Here is a 16,208-nt window from a genome sequence, read left to right on the forward strand (position 1 = left end):
TCCGATGGGAGGCGGGCCTTTTTCTTTGTCTCGCACGGCTTAAAGCTTGTCGAGAACGTGTGGCGAACCAACCCACCGTTCGTCCTGAGTAGCCATTGAGCCTGTCGAAATGGCGTATCGAAGGACCCGTGCCACAGGTGCTTCGATACGGGTCTTCGACTTCGCTCAGCCCCTACTCGGCACGAACGGGAGGCGCTATCCCGCCAACCGCCCCAATTCCTGCGCCCACAACGTGTCCAGCCGATGCGCCACGCCGCCGCTCGCACCCTCACGTCGCGCCAGCGCAACGAGCTTCAGCGACCGCCCGCCAACGATCCGTCCATGGGTGGCAAACACCAGATCGTAGATCGCGCTCGACTGCCGCTGGGTATCGCCGTCCCACCATGTCGCCGTCACCGCAACCGGCAACCGCCCTTCGATCGCATCGGCACCGCCATCGGTGATCGCCAACAACGGAGCGCGCACCCAATCGGCCGCGATCGCGACATCGCCCACCGCCGACTTGGCCGGCACCTTCAGCGTTGGCGGGAACGTCACGTCGATCCGCTCGATCCGCCGGTCGGCCGCGCTCAGCACCAGCCGCTCGCCGTCGCCATCCGGCGTCGCGACGATCGCAAGCGCGGTCTTCGCCTTTGCCGAGGACACGCGCTCGGCCGCACGCTCGGCATCCGCCGTCCGTCGTTCGGACACGTTGTTCCACAGCGTCAGCCCGCCGATCACGACACCGGCCACCGCCACGCCTTCGGCCAGCGTGATCCAGCGCCGCCGCTCGGCCCGCGCGTCCTCGGCGTCGCTCACCGCCCGCCGGCCTCCAGCAACGCGCGCGGCGCGGCCAGTTCCCATGCATGGGCCACGGCATCCTCGATGGCGACGGGATCGCTGTCGGCGTCGATCACGCTCCAGCCGTCATCGCCGCGCACGGTCGCGCTGTCACCGACGATCCGCACAAAATCATTCCCTTCGACCGTGAAGACCGTCGCCTCGCCCGCTTCGCGTTCCTGCGTTTCCGGCAACACCTTTGCGGCTTCACGGATCAGGTCGAGCATCTCGGTCATCGTGTCACGAACTCCGCCAGGGTTTGCGGGTAGAGGCGATGTTCCTCCACCAGCACCCGCGCCGCCAGGATATCGGCGGTATCGTCGGGCAGGATCGGAACGCGCGCCTGGGCCAATACGCTCCCGGCATCCAGCTCTTCGGTGACGACATGCACCGAACAGCCCGCTTCGGCATCGCCCGCCGCGATCGCCCGTGCGTGGGTGTCGAGCCCTTTATAAGCTGGCAACAGCGAGGGGTGGATGTTGACGATCCGGTCACGCCACTTCGCGACGAAATCTCCCGACAGCAGCCGCATGTAACCTGCCAGCGCGATTGTCTCGACGCCCGCGTCCCGCAGCGCATCGTCAATCGCCGCCTCATACTCCGCCTTCGGGATACCGCGGGGCGAATGGGCGAAGGTCGCGATGCCCTGTTCGGCGGCGTGGGCCAGGCCGGCGGCAGCGGGCTTGTCCGACGCCACCAGCACGATCTCATACGGGCAATCAGGCGCCCGCGCCGCTGCGACCAGCGACGCCATGTTTGACCCCCGTCCCGAGATCAGGACCCCGACACGGTGCTTAGCCAAGGTGCGTCGCGCTCCAGTCGGCACGGGCGCTCCACGTGCCCGCGCTGCCCTTCACGGTGCAGCCCTTGTCGCCCGCCTCGACCGTGCCGATCCGCACGACGGTCTCGCCCGCTTGCGACAGCGCGGCGGCAACTGCATCGGCATCCGCGGCGGCGACCAGCACCGCCATGCCGATGCCACAGTTGAACGTCCGCGCCATCTCTTCCGGCTCGATATTGCCCTGCGCCTGCAGGAACGCCATCAGTCGCGGCTGTTCCCACGCATCGGCATCGACCTGGGCATGGGCACCCTCGGGCAAGACGCGCGGGATATTCTCCAGCAGCCCGCCGCCGGTGATGTGCGCCAGCCCATGGATGCGCCCCTCGCGCAGCAGCGGCAGCAGCGACTTCACGTAGATTTTGGTCGGCGCCATCAGCGCATCGATCAGCAGCACGTCCTGATCGAACAGGGCAGGGCGGTCCATCTTCCAGCCCTTGTCCGCCGCCAGTCGCCGCACGAGCGAGAAACCGTTCGAATGCACCCCCGACGAGCCGAGGCCGAGTATCACGTCGCCGACCGCCACCTTGTCGCCGGTCAGCAGTTGTTCGCGCTCGACCGCACCGACGCAGAAGCCGGCAAGGTCGTAATCCTCGCCCTCGTACATGCCCGGCATTTCCGCCGTCTCGCCACCGATGAGCGCGCAACCGGCCTGACGGCACCCTTCCGCGATCGAACCGACCACGCGTTCGGCAGTCTCGGCGACCAGCTTCCCCGTCGCATAGTAATCGAGGAAGAACAGTGGCTCGGCACCCTGCACGATCAGGTCGTTGGCGCACATCGCGACCAGATCGATGCCGACGCCATCATGGGCATTGTGCTCGATCGCCAGCTTCAGCTTGGTGCCGACGCCGTCATTCGCCGCGACCAGCAACGGGTCCTTGAACCCGGCAGCCTTGGGGTCGAACACCCCGCCGAACCCGCCCAGTTCCGCATCCGCGCCGGGACGCCGTGTCGATTTCGCCAACGGCCCGATGGCGCGGACCAGGGCATTGCCCGCCGCGATCGATACGCCTGCCTGTGCGTAGGTATAGCCGCCGCCGCGGTCCGCTTCGTTGCTCATGTCGCCCGGTTAGCTACATCGCGCTTGGATTTCCACGCCTGCTTCGTCAAAAGGCAGCCATGACTTCGTATCAGCCCCGCCGCATCCTTGCCGCCGTCGCCCTGGGCGTCGTCGCCACCGGCGCGGTCGTGGCGCAACAGGGCGGTGTCGCCGCCGTCGACAGCTCGGGCAGTTTCGAGGTGAACGGGGTCCGCGTCGACGTCGCCGGCCCCTCCGCCGACGCCGCCCGCACCGCCGGCTGGCGCATCGCCCAGCGCAAGGGCTGGCAGATGCTGTCGCAGCGGCTGACGGGTCAGGCACGCTCGCTGCCCGACGGCACGCTCGATTCGCTGGTGAGCGCGATCGTCGTCGAAAGCGAACAGATTGGCCCGAAACGCTACATCGCGCGCCTGGGCGTGCTGTTCAATCGTGGCCGCGCCGCGTCGATCCTCGGCATCGCCGGCGTGTCGGAGCGCAGCCCCGCCATGCTGGTCCTCCCCCTCATCTGGGACGGCGGCACCGGCACCGTGTTCGAACGGGCGACCCCGTGGCAGGCGGCATGGGCGCGCTTCCGCACCGGGGGCAGCGTCATGGATTATGTCCGCCCCAGCGGCACCGGCGCCGACGGCCTGCTGCTGAACGCCGGACAGGTGACCCGGCGCGGACGCGGCTGGTGGCGCACCGTCCTCAACCAGTACGGCGCGTCCGACGTGCTGATCCCGCAGGTCCGGCTGTACCGCCAATGGCCCGGCGGCCCGGTGATCGGCACCTTCACCGCCGGGTATGGCCCCGACAACCGTCTGCTCGGCAGCTTCTCGTTGCGCGTCGATCAGGGCGATGCGATCCCCGCGCTCCTAGACGAAGGGGTCCGACGGATCGACGCCATGTATCAGCAGGCGTTGCAGGCCGGCACGCTGCGCCCCGATGTCGTCCTCGCCGCCCCGCCACCGGGCACGCCGGTCATCCCGGTTGAGGAAGAAGCCGTCGACCCGGCGCTGCCCGATCCCACCGCCACGCCGACCGCCGCGCCCGCGACCGAAGCGATCACCCTGTCGATCCAGGCCGATACGCCGAACGCAGCCGCCGTCGAATCGACCGAAGCGGCATTGCGCGCGGTACCCGGCGTCCGCGCCGCCGCGACCTCCAGCCTGGCGCTGGGCGGTGTCTCGGTGCTCCGCGTCACCTTCGACGGCGACGCTGCGATCTTCGCCGCCGCGCTGGAGGCACGCGGCTGGCAGGTGCAGCAGGGCGACGGCGCGCTGCGCATCCGCCGCCGCGCCGCCCCAACGCCCCCGCCGCCGAGTACGCCGCAGGGATGACCCAGTCGCGTATCGGTTCGGCTCAGCTTTCCTTCTCCCTCGAACTGCCCGCCGGCGCCCGGCAGGACCTGTTCCTCGTAGGGCCGTCGAACGAAGCCGCCGTCCACCATCTCGACCATTGGGAAACGTGGCCGGTCAAGGCCGCGCTGCTGGTCGGCCCGCGCAAATCGGGCCGGACATTGCTCGCCCGCTCGTTCGTCGCGCGCAGCGGCGGCACGATCGCCGACGATGCCGAACGCTGGAACGAGACCGAACTGTTCCACGCGTGGAACCGCGCGCAGAGCGAGGGGCAGCCGTTGCTGATCGTCGCCGACGCCCCGCCGCCGATTTGGCGGATCGGCCTGCCTGACCTCCGCTCGCGCATGGGGGCGACGCCGGTGTTGCGGCTGGAAGCGCCCGATGAACTGCTGATCGAAACACTGCTGCAATATCTGTTCGACAGGAAGGAACTCGTTGCCGCGCCGGATGTCGTGCGCTGGCTTGCCCGCCGCGTCGAACGGAGCCACCTTGCGGTGCTTCGGATCGTCGAGGCTTTGGAGGAAGATGCAATGTTGCGCTCGACGCGCCGTTTGACGATCCCGACCGCGCGCGCCGCGCTGGGTTCCAGCCCGCTGTTGCTGGACCGCCTGCTGTGAACGATCCGGTTCCCTCCGCCCGCACCACCGTGGCCGCCGCGCCGGAAGCACGCTATTTCAACCGCGAGCTGTCGTGGCTGGCGTTCAACCGCCGCGTGCTGGACGAGGCGTGCAATCCCGACCATCCGCTCCTCGAGCGGCTGCGGTTCCTGTCGATCTCCGCCACGAACATCGACGAATTCTTCATGGTGCGCGTGGCGGGCCTCAAGGGGCAGCAGAACCAGGGGGTCGGCCATGAATCGGTCGACGGCCTGACGCCCTCGCAACAGCTGGCCGCGATCACCGTCGATGCCGCCGGACTGGTCGACAGCCAGCAGCGCATCTGGCGCGACATCGCCGCCAGCCTGGCCGAGGCCGACGTATTCGTGCTCGGGGCCGATGCGATCCATGGCGATACCGAAGTCTGGCTGGAACGGCATTTCCGCGAACAGGTCTTCCCGGTCCTGACCCCGCAGGCGCTCGACCCGGCGCACCCGTTTCCCTTCATCCCGAACCTCGGCTCGGCGATGCTGTTCGATCTGATCCGCCGCTCGGACGATGTGGAGGTGCGCGAAGTCGTGCTGCTGCCACCGGCCATGCCGCGCTTCGTCCGCCTGCCGGGCAAGGCCGCGCGCTATGTCGCGATCGAGACGATCCTGCGCCATTTCTCCAACCTGTTCTTCCCCGGCTACACCGTGCGCGCGTCTGCAGCGTTCCGGGTCATCCGCGACAGCGACATCGAACTGGAGGAAGAGGCCGAGGATCTGGTCCTCTACTTCCGCACCGCGATCAAACGGCGGCGGCGTGGCCGGATCATCCGCCTCGAAATCGAATCGGGTATTTCCGACGAACTGGTCCAGCTGCTGCGCGACGAAATGGGCGGCAGCGACGCGCTTATCACCGAAACCGGCGGGTTCCTCGGCATCGGCGACCTGTCGATGCTGGTCGCCGAGGACCGCCCCGACCTGAAATTCCCGCCCTTCAGCCCCCGCTTCCCCGAACGCATCCGCGAATATGGCGGCGACTGTTTCGCGGCGATCCGGGCGAAGGATATCGTCGTCCACCACCCGTACGAAACCTTCGACGTGGTGCTGGCTTTCTTGAAACAGGCCGCCGCCGACCCCGATGTCGTCGCGATCAAGCAGACGCTGTACCGCGCGGGCAAGCAGTCCGCCGTCGTCGCTGCACTGGTCGCCGCTGCAGAGGCGGGCAAGTCGGTGACCGCCGTCGTCGAGCTGAAGGCCCGGTTCGATGAAGAGCAGAACCTGAACCTCGCCTCGGTCCTCGAACGCGCCGGGGTGCAGGTCGTCTACGGCTTTATCGAGTGGAAGACCCACGCGAAAATCTCGATGGTCGTCCGTCGTGAAGAGCAGGGCTATCGCACCTATTGCCACTTCGGCACCGGCAATTACCATCCGATCACTGCGCGTATCTACACCGACCTCAGCTTCTTCACCGCCGATCCGGTGATCGGCCGCGATGCGGCGCAGGTGTTCAACTACATCACCGGCTATGTCGAACCGCAGTCACTGCAACAGCTTGCCATTTCCCCGCGCGACCTGCGCAACCGGCTGGAGGCGCTGATCGAGGGGGAAATCCAGACCGCGCGCACCGGCGGCGAAGGCTCGATCTGGCTGAAGATGAACTCGCTGGTCGACCCCGCCCTGATCGACAAGCTCTACGAAGCATCGGCGGCAGGGGTACAGATCGACCTGATCGTGCGCGGCATCTGCTGCCTGCGCCCCGGCGTACCCGGCATGTCCGACAACATCCGCGTGAAGTCGGTCGTCGGCCGCTTCCTCGAACACAGCCGGATCTATTGCTTCGGCAATGGACAGGCGCTGCCCAATGACGACGCGCTGGTCTATGTGTCGTCGGCCGACTGGATGCCCCGCAATTTCGACCGCCGCGTGGAATATCTGATGCCGATCAACAACCCGACCGTCCACGACCAGGTGCTCGATCAGGTCATGGTCGCGAACCTGCTCGACACCGAACAGACCTGGGAGCTGGGACCCGATGGCAGTTATCGCCGTGTGGCAAAGGGCGATCGCCCGTTCAACCTGCATCGCTATTTCATGACCAATCCCTCGCTGTCGGGCCGGGGTGCCGCGATCGAGAGCGGATCGGCGACCGTGCCGCAGAAACTGTCGCTGCGCGCGTGGCGAGCGGCACGGGACGGCGCGGCTTGATCCGCCTGCCCTGGATCAGCCGCCCGGTCAGCGCGGCGCATAGTGCGATCATCGACATCGGGTCGAACTCGATCCGGCTGGTCGTCTATGGCGGGCCGGATCGGATTCCGGCCACGCTGTTCAATGAAAAGGTCCTGGCCGGCTTGGGTCGCTCGCTTGCAGAAACCGGTCGGATCGAGCCGGAGGCGATGGCGCTGGCCAGCACCGCGCTGCGCCGCTTCGCATGGCTGACCCGCGAAATGCAGGTCGAGGTCGTCCGCACCGTCGCCACCGCAGCCGTCCGCGATGCTGCCAATGGCCACGAATTGGTGGCGCTGGCCGAATCGCTGGGCCTGACGGTCGAGACGCTGACCGGCGAGGAAGAGGCGCAGGCCGCCGGCCACGGCGTGCTGTCCGCCATTCCCGATGCCGACGGGATCGTCGGGGACCTGGGTGGGGGCAGCCTCGAACTGGTCCGTATCAAGAACGGCAAGATCGGCGACCGCGTGTCGTTCCCGCTGGGCGTCCTGCGCATCGGCGCGATCCGCGAACGCCGCGCGGGCGAACTCGACCGGGTGGTGCAGCGGCTGGTGGCTGATGCCGGCTGGACCGGGCGGGGGAAGGGGCTGCCCTTCTATCTGGTCGGCGGATCGTGGCGCACGCTGGCGCGCTTCGACATGCACCTGACCGGCTATCCGCTGCCGATCGCACATGGCTATACCATGTCACTCGGGCGGATTGCCGAGCTGGAGCGGATCATCGCCGATACGCAGCGTGCCGATCTGAAGGCCGTGCCGAACCTGTCGGGCGGGCGCGTGCCGACGCTCGACAATGCCACTGCCGTGCTGTCGGCGATGGCGCGACAATTGGGCAGCGCGACGACGATGATCTCCGCCTATGGCCTGCGCGAAGGGCTGCTCTACGCCGCGATGCCCGCTGAAGTGCGCAAGCAGGACCCGCTGATCGTCGCCGCCCATGACGAAGGGGCGCGGCAGGGGCGCTTCGTCGAACATGGCGACCTGCTCCACAAATGGATCGCGCCACTATTCCCCGACGACGACCCCGCCGCCGTCCGGCTGCGCCATGCCGCCTGCCTGCTGGCCGATGTGGGCTGGCATGCGAACCCCGAATTCCGCGCGGAACGCGGCGTGGAGATCGCGCTGCACGGCAATTGGGTCGCGATCGACGCCGCCGGCCGCGCGATCGTCGCGCAGGCGCTGCACAGCTGCCTGGGCGGCGGCAGCGCCGAGGGGCCGCCCGAACCGCTCGGCCGATTGGCGCCGATCGCCGCGCTGGAGGCGGCGCATCGCTGGGGCCTCGCGATGCGGCTGGGCCAGCGGTTGAGCGGCGGCGTCGCGACCCCGCTGCAACGCACCGACGTTCGGCGCAAGCGCGGGCAGGTGGAGTTGGTCGTCCCGACGGCGGACGTGGCGCTCTATGGCGAAGCGGTGCAGAAACGGCATCGTGCACTGGCGACGGCACTGGGCATGGACGCGGCGCTCGTCACCCGCTGACGCGGTGCTTTCCTACACTGCAGGGCTTGGCTAGCCTCTGCCCTCGCGCCCGCCATACCAGCCCTCGCGGGAGCGGCGTTCGGAGGATAGTGGCACAAACAGTGTGCGAGTGTGAACTTTGTGAACTTTGGACGTCAGCCGCAGCGAAATCCGGTCACGACGCCCTTCTCATCGATGTCGATGTTGAGCCGGCCGGGCCGGAAATCCATCGTCACCGCCATGCCCGGCCGGATCACGCGGACGTTGGTCAGCCCCGACTGCTTTTTCGCCTCGGCCTCGACCGCTGCCGAGAACGGCTTGCCGACCAGCGCCGCCAGGATGCTGGTATCGCACGAATCGGCCAGAGCCGGCGCGCTGTTGCTCGGCTTCGTCGTCGCGCAGGCACCCAGCGCCAATGCTGCGATCAGGATGGTCGGCTTCATTCCACTACCTCCGCTCGGGTCATCTTCAGCTTTCCACCCAGCACGGTGAACCCCAGCTGACCCTCGACCAGCGCCAGCGCATCGCAGCCGAACTGTTCGAACCGCCAGCCGTTCAGGATCGACAGCCCCTCGCGCTGCCCGGCGGCCAGCGCCTCCAGATCGTCCGACCGCGCCAGCAGCCGCGACGCGACCTTGATCTCGTTCGCGCGGATCTTCAGCAGCAGTTTCAGCAGGTCGGCGACCAGCGCCCCTTCCTTGCCCAGCGCCGGCTTGCGCTCGTCGCGGCCCGGCATCTGGTCGGCGGGCAGCGGCTTGGCATTCGCCAGCGCGTCCATCATCCGTCCGCCGATATCGTTATGCGCCCACGCCGCCGACAGCCCGCGCACCTTTGCCAGATCGCTCTGCTTGCGCGGCGGGTTGCCGGCGAGGTCGGCGATCGTCTCGTCCTTGACGATGCGGCCGCGCGGCAGGTTCTTGCCCTGCGCCTCCAGCTCGCGCCACTTGCCCAGCGCCTTCAGCCGGCCCAGCACCTCGGGCTTGCGGCTGTTGACGCGGATGCGCTGCCACACCTGTTCGGGGTCGTTGAAGTAGTTGGAGGGATCGGCGATCCGCTCCATCTCCTCATCCAGCCACAGCCCGCGTCCGGTCTTGCGCAACTTGCCGAGCATCTTGGGGAAAATCACCGAGAGATGCGTCACGTCGGCGATCGCATAGTCGATCTGCCGGTCGTCCAGCGGGCGGCGCGACCAGTCGGTAAAGCGCGCGCCCTTGTCGACCGTGATCCCCAGATAGGCATCGACCAGATTCGAATAGCCGACCTGCTCCCCCTGGCCCAGCGCCATCGCCGCCACCTGGGTATCGAACATCGGGAAGGGGGTCTTGCCAGTCAGGTTATAGACGATCTCGATATCCTGCCCGCCGGCATGGAAGACCTTCAATACCTCGTCGTTATCGGTCAGCAGCTCGAGCAGCGGGGTCAGGTCGATGCCCGGCGCCATCGGGTCGATCGCGGCGGCTTCCTCGGTATTGGCGATCTGGATCAGGCAGAGTTCCGGCCAATAGCTGTTCTCGCGCATGAATTCGGTGTCGACGGCAACGAAGTCGGACTGGGCGAGGCGGGTACAGAGGGCGGCGAGGGTCGCGCTGTCCTCGATCAACGGATGGATGTGCATCGGCTCCGCATAGCAAGGGTTCCGCGCCTTGACAAAAGGGGGTGAGGGGGGGAAGCGGCGCGCATCCGAATTATTCCAGACTGGGAAGTTTCCCGGCCATAAGGTTCCGAATGATGCACGCCTATCGCACCCATAACTGCGGCCAACTGACCGACGCGAACGACGGCGATACCGTCCGCCTGTCGGGTTGGGTGCATCGCAAGCGCGACCATGGCGGCGTGCTCTTCATCGACCTGCGCGACCATTACGGCATCACCCAGATCGTTGCCGACAGCGATTCGCCCGCGCTCGCGCTGCTCGAATCGGCGCGCACCGAATCGGTGCTGACCATCGATGGCAATGTGAAGCTGCGCAGCGAGGCAACGAAGAACCCGAACCTGGCCACCGGCGCGATCGAAATCTACGCGCGCTCGGCGACGCTCCAGTCGGCGGCGCAGGAGCTGCCGATGCCGGTCGCGGGCGAAGCCGAGTACCCGGAAGACATTCGCCTGCGCTATCGTTTCCTCGACCTGCGGCGCGAGCGGCTCCACGCCAATATCCTGCTGCGCTCGAACGTCATCGCGTCTTTGCGTCGCCGGATGATCGATCAGGGCTTCACCGAATTCCAGACGCCGATCCTGACCGCGAGCAGCCCCGAAGGCGCGCGCGACTATCTGGTCCCCAGCCGCGTCCATCCGGGCAAGTTCTATGCGCTGCCGCAGGCACCGCAGATGTTCAAGCAGCTGCTGATGGTCGCCGGCTTCGACCGCTATTTCCAGATCGCCCCCTGCTTCCGCGACGAAGACGCCCGCGCCGACCGGTCGCCGGGCGAGTTCTACCAGCTCGATTTCGAAATGAGCTTCGTCACGCAGGAAGACGTGTTCGCCGCGATCGAACCAGTTCTGCACGGCGTGTTCGAGGAATATGCTAACTGGCAGGGCAAGGGCCGCACCGTATCGCCGCTGCCATTCCAGCGCATCCCCTACCGTGAATCGATGCTGAAGTACGGCAATGACAAGCCCGACCTGCGCAACCCGCTCATCATCACCGACGTCTCACAGCACTTCGTAGGGTCGGGCTTCGGCCGCTTCGCCTCGATCGTCGAGGCGGGCGACGTCGTCCGCGCGGTGCCGGCGCCCAAGACCGCCGACAAGAGCCGCAAGTTCTTCGACGACATGAATGCCTGGGCACAGTCCGAAGGGTTTGCCGGTCTGGGCTATGCCACGCGCAAGGGCGGCGAATGGGGTGGCCCGATCGCCAAGAACCATGGCGAGGAGGGCATGGCAAAGGTCGCTGAGGCGCTCGGCCTTGGTCCCGATGATGGTGTGTTCTTCGCCGCCGGCAAGGAAGCACAGGCGGCCAAGCTCGCCGGCCTTGCCCGCACCCGCGTTGCCGACACGCTGGGCCTGATCGACGACAAGCGGTTCGAGTTCTGCTGGATCGTCGACTTCCCGATGTTCGAATATGACGAAGACGCGAAGAAGGTCGATTTCAGCCACAACCCGTTCTCGATGCCGCAGGGCGAGATGGAAGCGCTGGAGACGATGAACCCGCTCGATATCCTCGCCTATCAGTACGACATCGTGTGCAACGGCGTGGAGCTGTCGTCGGGCGCGATCCGGAACCACCGCCCGGAAATCATGTACAAGGCGTTCGAGATCGCCGGCTACACGCAGGAAGACGTCGACACGAACTTTGCGGGCATGATCAACGCGTTCAAGTTCGGTGCGCCGCCGCACGGTGGTTCGGCACCGGGCGTCGACCGCATCGTCATGCTGCTGGCCGACGAACCGAATATCCGGGAGGTCATCACCTTCCCGATGACGCAGAAGGCCGAGGATTTGATGATGGGTGCGCCAAACTATGCGACGCCCAAGCAGCTGCGTGAGCTGAATATCCGGGTGACCGCCGACGGCCCGAAAGAGGGCTAAAGACGTTTCGCGGGGTGGGGGATAGCCCCGCCCCGCGATCCGATTCAGGCGTTTTCGAACGTTTCGCCTTCGAGCACGCGCAGGCGTCCGTCGTCGATCGCGAACACCGCACCGTGCAACTTGAGCGTACCGGCCTCGACCCGTTCCTTCACGAACGGGAAGGTCATCAGGTTGTTGAGCGAAACCTTCACGCCTTCCTGCTCCAGCGCCTTCTGACCCTCGGGCCCGGTGCCATGCTCGGCAACGACCTTTTCACGGGCCTCGTCGAGCAGGTCGATCCAGTGGGCGACGAAGCCGCCTTCGCCCGGCTTGGTATTGGCGAGCGATTGCGTCAGGCACGCATTCACGCCGCCGCACGCACCGTGACCCAGCACTAGGACTTCCTCGACTTCCAGCTTCGTGACGGCGAATTCCAGCGCCGCCGACACGCCGTGCCGGCCGCCGTCATCCTCGAACGGCGGGACCAGGTTGGCGACGTTGCGGACCACGAAAATCTCGCCCGGACGCGCGCCGAAGATGGTCGCCGGATCGACGCGGCTGTCGGAACAGGCAATGACCATCACCTTGGGGCTCTGCCCGGTGGCGAGTTCGCTCCAGCGTTCGCGTTCCTGCTGCCATTCGGTGCCGCGGAAACGGTAATACCCTTCCTTGAGGTCGCTGAAGTGCATCAAAGAATCTCCATCATAAGTTGTGCTCTTCCCTCGCGCGCTATGACGCATGGGGGCCGGGAATGTTGCAGGCGGTTGTTCGTTTGCCCGCGCATCGCTATCTGACGCCCATGAACGAGATGACGCCGCTCCCCCGCCCGCAGCGAGAACGCAAGCCCGACTGGATTCGCGTAAAGGCTCCGACTGGAAAAGTCGTGGCCGAAACCCGCGCGCTGATGCGGTCGAAAAGCCTGACCACGGTGTGCGAGGAAGCGGCCTGCCCGAATATTGGCGAATGCTGGTCGAAGAAGCATGCGACCGTCATGATCCTGGGCGACACCTGCACCCGCGCCTGCGCGTTTTGCAACGTGAAGACGGGCATGCCGCGCGCGGTCGACCCGATGGAGCCGCAGCATGTCGCCGAAGCGGCGGCGGCGATGGGGCTGAACCATATCGTCATCACCTCGGTCGATCGCGACGACCTGCCCGATGGCGGCGCCAAGCAGTTCGTGAAGGTGATCGAAGCGATCCGCGCCGCGAACCCGACCACGACGATCGAAATCCTGACGCCTGACTTCCGCAACAAGCATGAAGCGGCGGTCGAGATGATCGTGGCGGCCCGCCCGGACGTCTATAACCACAACCTCGAAACCGTGCCGCGCCTGTACCCGACGATCCGTCCGGGTGCCCGCTACTACGCGTCGCTGCGCCTGTTGGAGAGCGTCAAGAAGCTCGATCCGTCGATCTTCACCAAGTCGGGCGTCATGCTGGGGCTGGGCGAGGAGCGGATGGAGGTCCATCAGGTGATGGACGACATGCGCTCGGCTGATATCGATTTCCTGACGATGGGCCAGTATCTGCAACCGACGCCGAAGCATGCGAAGGTCATCGACTTCGTGACGCCCAAGGCGTTCGACAGTTATGCCGCCATCGCCCGTGCGAAGGGCTTCCTACTGGTCGCATCGTCGCCGCTTACCCGGTCGAGCTATCACGCGGGCGACGATTTCGAACGGATGCGGGCCAACCGCGACGCCAAGCTGGGCGTCGTCCGCGCGTAATGCCGAAGCATAGCGAAACCCGGCATCTGCCCTATAAGCCGGAGCAGATGTTCGACCTGGTGGCGGACGTCGGTCGCTACAGCGAGTTCCTGCCGTGGGTCAGCGCGATCCGGGTGCGGTCGGACAGCGCGACGGAGATGGTCGCCGACATGATCGTCGGCTTCAAGGGCTTGCGCGAGAGCTTTACGTCGAAAGTGCAGAAGGAGCGCCCCGGCCATCTGCGCGTCGATTATCTCGATGGGCCGCTCAAATATCTGAACAATGACTGGCGGTTCAAGCCGGACGGGCAGGGCGGCACGCTGGTCGAATTCTGCGTCGACTTCCAGTTCAAGAACCGCGTGTTCGAGATGCTGGCAGGTCAGGTCTTCGACCGGGCGCTCCGCAAGATGATCGGCGCTTTCGAGGATCGCGCCGCCCAGCTTTACGGCGATTCGTCGACGGGTTCCTCCGGGGCGACATCGGGCGGCAGCAACAGTTCGAGCGCGCACAACGCCGCCTGAAGCCGGATCGTCCCGCGGCCCAGATCACCGAACTGGCGCAGGTCGGCGACGACCTTTGCCGGATCGCCACCCTTTTCGGCGCGTGCAAATACCACGGTGCCGACCGGCTTCTTCTCGCTGCCGCCGCCCGGCCCCGCGACGCCGGTGATCGCCACCGCCACATCGGCCTGCGTCACTTCCAGCGCGCCTTGCGCCATGCTCCACGCCGTCGCGATCGATACCGCGCCGAACGTCTCGATCACGTCGGAGCTGACCTTGACCAGCCCGATCTTGGCCTCGTTCGAATAGGTCACGAACCCGGCCTCGAACACATCCGAACAGCCGGGAATTTCGGTGATCGCGGCGGCGACCAGCCCGCCGGTGCAGCTTTCGGCCAGCGCGACGCGGCGCCCGGCGGCGCGATTTTCCTCGACCACGCGACGCGCGGCTTCGACCAGTTCGGGGGGGAGTATGCTATCCATCACATCAATTCCGGGCGGCCTGCCGACACAAGGGCAGCCGCATCTGGGGGTTGGGGCGGTCGGCGTCGACCTGGGCAAACAGTACGATCAGGCCGGCGACATTACGAGGCGGCAGCGCCTGTACCAGAGTGGCGGCGCGTTCGATCCGGGGGCAGTCGGCGGCATCGATATTGCCGACGACCATCGGTGCGATCAGCGACGCCACGATCGGCGCGGCGAACGCCGAATCGAGCAGCTGGATCGCCTGTGGCGCGGTCAGGCGCGACAGCGCCGCCTTGGCCTGCGGCCAGGCTGCGTCAGTCTCGGCTTCATACCGGGACAGGAACGGCCCGCCGCTCCGCCGCAGAAGTGCGGTCGGCGGCAGGGCGTTGGCGCAGCGGGCACCAGCCTGCCGGATCAGTTCCGGCGCGACGAACAGCACCAGCGCCTCGGCCTCGGCCGAGGTGACGCAGGATTGCGTGGCCTGTACCGGGGCATTGCCACAGGCGGCCAGCGCCAGCAGCGCGGCAAGCCGCTTCATGCCGGCACCCGCACGGTGCAGATGGCCTGCGCGGCGATCCCTTCCTGTCGGCCGGTAAAGCCCAGCCGCTCGCTGGTCGTCGCCTTGATACTCACCTGCCGCTCGGTGAGCTCCAGCAAGGCGGCCACCCGCGCCCGCATCGCCGCGCGGTGTGGGCCGATCTTCGGCGCTTCGCAGATCAGCGTCAGGTCGACGAAATCGATGATGCCGCCCTCGGCCCGGACCAGCGAGGCGGCGTGCTGGAGAAACTGCCCCGACTCCGCGCCACGCCATTGCGGATCACTCGGCGGGAAGTGCGTCCCGATATCGCCCGCACCGATCGTGCCGAGCAGCGCGTCGGTGATCGCATGGAGCGCGACATCGGCATCGCTATGCCCCGACAGGCCGCGATCATGCGGGATCAGCACGCCGCCCAACCATAATTCCTCGCCCGCTTCCAACCGGTGGACGTCGTAACCGGTGGCGCTGCGCGACACGAGCGCCGGCAGCATGCGGGCTTCGGCGGCGGCGAAATCGGCCGGAAAGGTGATCTTCTCGAGCATGCTGTCCCCTTCGACCATCGCCACGTCCAGTCCGATCGCGCGCAGCATCTGGGCGTCGTCAGTCGCCTCGGCGGACGCATCCCACGCGGCATGGGCGTCACGAATGGCACCGGCTGCAAAGGCCTGCGGCGTCTGTACCCGGACCAGCCGGTCGCGCGGCACTACGTCACTCAGCGCGGCACCACCCAGCGCCAACGTATCGGCAACCGGCAGGACCGGCACCGCGCCCGGTGCATTGTCCAGTGCCGCCAGCAACCGATCGATCACGGCGCCGGGCAGGAGCGGCCGCGCCGCGTCATGGATCAGCACCCGGCCGGCATCGCCTATCGCCGCCAGCCCGGCAGCGACACTCTCGCGCCGCGTCGCCCCGCCGATGACGAACTCGACCTCGCCGACCGCCGCGCGCAGCGACGCTTCCTGCCCCTCGCCAATCACGACCAGCACCCGGTCGATGCCGGGATGGCTTGCCAGTGCCGCGTAGGCGTGGGCGATCATCGCCCGTCCGGCGATGGGGGCATATTGCTTGGGCAGGCTGCTGCCCGATCGGACGCCGGTTCCGGCGGCGACGATCAGGGCGATGGTTGGACCGGTCTGCATGGCGTCCGCCTAGCGCAAGCCGTGGCGGCCCGCCAGCCTTGCCCTTGGGTGGCGGATGCGGT

The 16,208-nt window shown here is 67.0% G+C and carries 17 protein-coding genes; 7 read left to right on the forward strand and 10 right to left on the reverse strand.

Features of this window, described 5'->3' with window-relative positions; genetic code table 11:
• Positions 1–195: 195 nt before the first annotated feature.
• From ASE58_RS10140 to purM, 4 genes are read right to left on the reverse strand one after another with little or no spacing between them, the layout of a single operon-like run.
• On the reverse strand, positions 196–798 hold the full coding sequence (locus ASE58_RS10140) for a hypothetical protein (protein ID WP_055820600.1): 603 nt from the start codon (positions 796–798) through the stop codon (positions 196–198).
• On the reverse strand, positions 795–1,055 hold the full coding sequence (locus tag ASE58_RS10145; protein ID WP_055820604.1) for a hypothetical protein: 261 nt from the start codon (positions 1,053–1,055) through the stop codon (positions 795–797). Before ASE58_RS10145 ends, ASE58_RS10140 begins: the two co-directional genes overlap by 4 nt.
• Positions 1,052–1,621 (reverse strand): phosphoribosylglycinamide formyltransferase, encoded by a 570-nt coding sequence (gene purN, locus ASE58_RS10150; RefSeq protein ID WP_443024653.1) that lies wholly within the window; start codon positions 1,619–1,621, stop codon positions 1,052–1,054. Before purN ends, ASE58_RS10145 begins: the two co-directional genes overlap by 4 nt.
• A complete protein-coding gene (gene purM / locus ASE58_RS10155; protein ID WP_055820610.1) occupies positions 1,614–2,720 on the reverse strand; it encodes a phosphoribosylformylglycinamidine cyclo-ligase in 1,107 nt (368 codons plus the stop codon). Before purM ends, purN begins: the two co-directional genes overlap by 8 nt.
• Before the next feature lie 59 nt (positions 2,721–2,779).
• Between purM and ASE58_RS10160 the strand changes: the two genes are divergently transcribed.
• Genes ASE58_RS10160 through ASE58_RS10175 form a run of 4 tightly spaced genes read left to right on the forward strand, consistent with a single transcriptional unit; the run spans position 2,780 to position 8,317 of the window.
• Positions 2,780–4,018 (forward strand): hypothetical protein, encoded by a 1,239-nt coding sequence (locus tag ASE58_RS10160; protein WP_055756616.1) that lies wholly within the window; start codon positions 2,780–2,782, stop codon positions 4,016–4,018.
• Positions 4,015–4,653, forward strand: a complete 639-nt coding sequence (locus ASE58_RS10165; protein ID WP_055756618.1) for a hypothetical protein — start codon at positions 4,015–4,017, stop codon at positions 4,651–4,653. The genes ASE58_RS10160 and ASE58_RS10165 overlap by 4 nt, the downstream gene beginning before the upstream one ends.
• The gene (locus tag ASE58_RS10170; protein ID WP_055756620.1) at positions 4,650–6,824 is read left to right on the forward strand and encodes an RNA degradosome polyphosphate kinase; all 2,175 of its coding nucleotides are present in this window, start codon (positions 4,650–4,652) and stop codon (positions 6,822–6,824) included. The genes ASE58_RS10165 and ASE58_RS10170 overlap by 4 nt, the downstream gene beginning before the upstream one ends.
• Positions 6,821–8,317, forward strand: a complete 1,497-nt coding sequence (locus ASE58_RS10175) for a Ppx/GppA family phosphatase (RefSeq protein WP_235513562.1) — start codon at positions 6,821–6,823, stop codon at positions 8,315–8,317. The genes ASE58_RS10170 and ASE58_RS10175 overlap by 4 nt, the downstream gene beginning before the upstream one ends.
• Before the next feature lie 134 nt (positions 8,318–8,451).
• Here ASE58_RS10175 and ASE58_RS10180 read toward each other — a convergent pair whose 3' ends face one another.
• Both ASE58_RS10180 and rnd read right to left on the reverse strand, forming a co-directional pair.
• Positions 8,452–8,739, reverse strand: a complete 288-nt coding sequence (locus tag ASE58_RS10180; RefSeq protein WP_055820614.1) for an I78 family peptidase inhibitor — start codon at positions 8,737–8,739, stop codon at positions 8,452–8,454.
• On the reverse strand, positions 8,736–9,911 hold the full coding sequence (gene rnd, locus ASE58_RS10185; RefSeq protein WP_055756624.1) for a ribonuclease D: 1,176 nt from the start codon (positions 9,909–9,911) through the stop codon (positions 8,736–8,738). The genes ASE58_RS10180 and rnd overlap by 4 nt, the downstream gene beginning before the upstream one ends.
• Before the next feature lie 113 nt (positions 9,912–10,024).
• On the opposite strand from rnd, the gene aspS reads away from it, so the two are divergent.
• Positions 10,025–11,821, forward strand: a complete 1,797-nt coding sequence (gene aspS, locus ASE58_RS10190) for an aspartate--tRNA ligase (protein WP_055821111.1) — start codon at positions 10,025–10,027, stop codon at positions 11,819–11,821.
• Between the two features lie 44 nt (positions 11,822–11,865).
• On the opposite strand, the gene ASE58_RS10195 is transcribed toward aspS, so the two are convergent.
• Positions 11,866–12,492 carry a carbonic anhydrase gene (locus ASE58_RS10195; protein WP_156347687.1) on the reverse strand — a complete coding sequence of 209 codons (627 nt, stop codon included), beginning with the start codon at positions 12,490–12,492 and terminating at the stop codon, positions 11,866–11,868.
• Positions 12,493–12,599: 107 nt separating this feature from the next.
• On the opposite strand from ASE58_RS10195, the gene lipA reads away from it, so the two are divergent.
• Positions 12,600–13,526, forward strand: a complete 927-nt coding sequence (lipA, locus tag ASE58_RS10200; RefSeq protein WP_055756943.1) for a lipoyl synthase — start codon at positions 12,600–12,602, stop codon at positions 13,524–13,526.
• Complete coding sequence (locus tag ASE58_RS10205; protein WP_055820620.1) at positions 13,526–14,026, forward strand: type II toxin-antitoxin system RatA family toxin; 501 nt, start codon at positions 13,526–13,528, stop codon at positions 14,024–14,026. The genes lipA and ASE58_RS10205 overlap by 1 nt, the downstream gene beginning before the upstream one ends.
• On the opposite strand, the gene ASE58_RS10210 is transcribed toward ASE58_RS10205, so the two are convergent.
• The 3 genes from ASE58_RS10210 to ASE58_RS10220 are packed head-to-tail and all read right to left on the reverse strand — an operon-like array spanning position 13,948 to position 16,146.
• Positions 13,948–14,487: a CinA family protein gene (locus ASE58_RS10210; RefSeq protein WP_055821115.1), complete on the reverse strand. Its 540-nt coding sequence runs from the start codon at positions 14,485–14,487 to the stop codon at positions 13,948–13,950. The two genes, ASE58_RS10205 and ASE58_RS10210, sit on opposite strands and share 79 nt — an antisense overlap.
• 4 nt (positions 14,488–14,491) lie before the next feature.
• Entirely contained in the window at positions 14,492–15,007 is a 516-nt protein-coding gene (locus ASE58_RS10215; protein ID WP_055820623.1) for a hypothetical protein, read from the reverse strand.
• Complete coding sequence (locus tag ASE58_RS10220; RefSeq protein WP_055820625.1) at positions 15,004–16,146, reverse strand: bifunctional 2-C-methyl-D-erythritol 4-phosphate cytidylyltransferase/2-C-methyl-D-erythritol 2,4-cyclodiphosphate synthase; 1,143 nt, start codon at positions 16,144–16,146, stop codon at positions 15,004–15,006. The genes ASE58_RS10215 and ASE58_RS10220 overlap by 4 nt, the downstream gene beginning before the upstream one ends.
• Between the last annotated feature and the right edge of the window lie 62 nt (positions 16,147–16,208).

This window comes from Sphingomonas sp. Leaf9 (assembly GCF_001421355.1).
Classification (GTDB): Bacteria; Pseudomonadota; Alphaproteobacteria; order Sphingomonadales; family Sphingomonadaceae; genus Sphingomonas.